General features: G+C 59.2%; 2 protein-coding genes. Both read left to right on the forward strand.

The features are described 5' to 3' along the window. A partial coding sequence (locus tag RMO15_RS05675) for a hypothetical protein (protein ID WP_309709025.1) occupies positions 1-551 on the forward strand: 551 nt, incomplete at its 5' end. 40 nt (positions 552-591) lie between these two features. After that, positions 592-1,620: an aldo/keto reductase gene (locus RMO15_RS05680; RefSeq protein ID WP_309709029.1), complete on the forward strand. Its 1,029-nt coding sequence runs from the start codon at positions 592-594 to the stop codon at positions 1,618-1,620. The last annotated feature ends 240 nt before the right edge of the window (positions 1,621-1,860 follow it).

Here is a 1,860-nt window from a genome sequence, read left to right on the forward strand (position 1 = left end):
TCCCACTCGTAGAGATCTCCCCCAACGCGACTCTGGCCTACACCACCCAGCTCTTTCGATGCGCAGGTGTGTTACTTGCTCCCTACTCGGATACCCAAGTTGGTAATGGACTCCATGCACTTATTTGGCAAGGCGACTCTCCCCTGACGATCTTACAGGATAAGAACCTGCCACGCTTCGAGTGTCGTGCGTGTCTCAAGGGTATCTACCGTGTCTACAAAGAAATCTTCGCGGTTCGTTGCCCTGAAGTAAGCCAGAAAGAGCTAAAAGGTGAGCTTGGTCACATTTGTTTCATGTGGTGGGATATCTTCCCGCTCTACGACACAGTCCGCCCTGAGCTGAACGAGACCGTTCTAACAACTCTGGAGCGTACCCTCGCACTTCCCCATCTCGCCTGTCAGGAAGCTGCCCTGCACGGCCTAGGACACTGGCAGAGTGCCAATTCAGAACGGGTGCATGGCATTATTGATACGTTTCTTGCAAGCCAAAAACGGCACCGCCCGGAGTTGGTTTCCTATGCTCAGACGGCGCGTCGAGGGATGGTTTTGTAGCTACCGGGAACAGATTCGGGCTTTCAGGTATATCAGGATTATGGAATACCGATTTTTAGGGGCCTCTGGCCTCAAGGTGCCCGTCTTGAGCTTTGGCACGGGGACGTTTGGGGGCAGCGGCGCGTTCTTTGAAGCGTGGGGTGCGAGCGATGTGGCGGAGGCGACGCGCCTCGTGGATATCTGTCTCGATGCGGGCCTGACGATGTTCGACTCCGCGGATGTCTACTCGGGGGGCAAGGCGGAGGAGATCCTCGGGCAAGCCATCAAGGGCCGCCGCGATAAAGTCCTGATCTCCACCAAGGGCGGGTTTCGCACGGGGCCGGGGCATAACGAGACGGGCTCGTCGCGCTTTCACTTAACCGAGACGATTCACAACAGCCTGCGTCGCCTCGGCACGGATTACATTGATCTCTTCCAGCTCCATAGCTTCGATGCCTTCACACCCGTGGAGGAGACGCTCCAGACACTAGATGATTTTGTGCGTGCGGGGAAGATCCGCTATGTCGGGTGCTCGAACTTCTCGGGCTGGCACCTGATGAAGTCGCTGGCCGCATCGGAGAAGTACGGCCTGCCACGCTATGTCGCGCATCAAGCCTACTATTCGCTGATTGGTCGCGACTACGAGTGGGAGCTGATGCCCCTCGGGCTAGATCAAAAAGTCGGAGCCGTGGTCTGGAGTCCGCTGGGCTGGGGCCGCCTGACGGGCAAGATCCGCCGTGGCCAGCCGCTTCCTGAGAGCAGCCGCCTGCAGTCGAAAGTGGTCGTGGACAACGGCCCGCCCGTGGACGACGAGTATCTCTACAGAGTGGTGGACGTCCTCGATGCCCTCGCCGAGGAGACCGGCAAGACCGTGCCGCAGATTGCGCTCAACTGGCTCCTGCAGCGCCCTACGGTCGCGACGCTTGTGGTCGGGGCACGCAACGAGGAGCAGCTCAAGCAGAACCTCGGAGCCGTGGGCTGGAACCTGACAGGCGAGCAAGTCGCGCGGCTGGATGCTGCCAGCAACAAGACCAAGACCTACCCCTACTGGCACCAAGACGGCTTCGACCGGAACCCGTTTCCGACGTAGAGTGCCATCTCCCCGCGCTTCGCGCGACCCTCTTCCCATTATCCCTCGTTCCTCGGGTGGAAGAGGGTTGGCACACACAAAAAGTAAGTCCTCTTCCCGCGAGCTTGCGAGCAGCAGGGGAAGAGGACAGCGAGCCTAGGCGAGCAGGAGATGGCCGAAAAGCTATTCCGGCAGGGGCTTGCCGCGCGTCTCGGGGGCAAAAGCAAGCCCGACAAATCCAAAAATATAGATGCTGGCGAC

Source organism: Armatimonas sp. (assembly GCF_031410135.1).
Classification (GTDB): domain Bacteria; phylum Armatimonadota; class Armatimonadia; order Armatimonadales; family Armatimonadaceae; genus Armatimonas.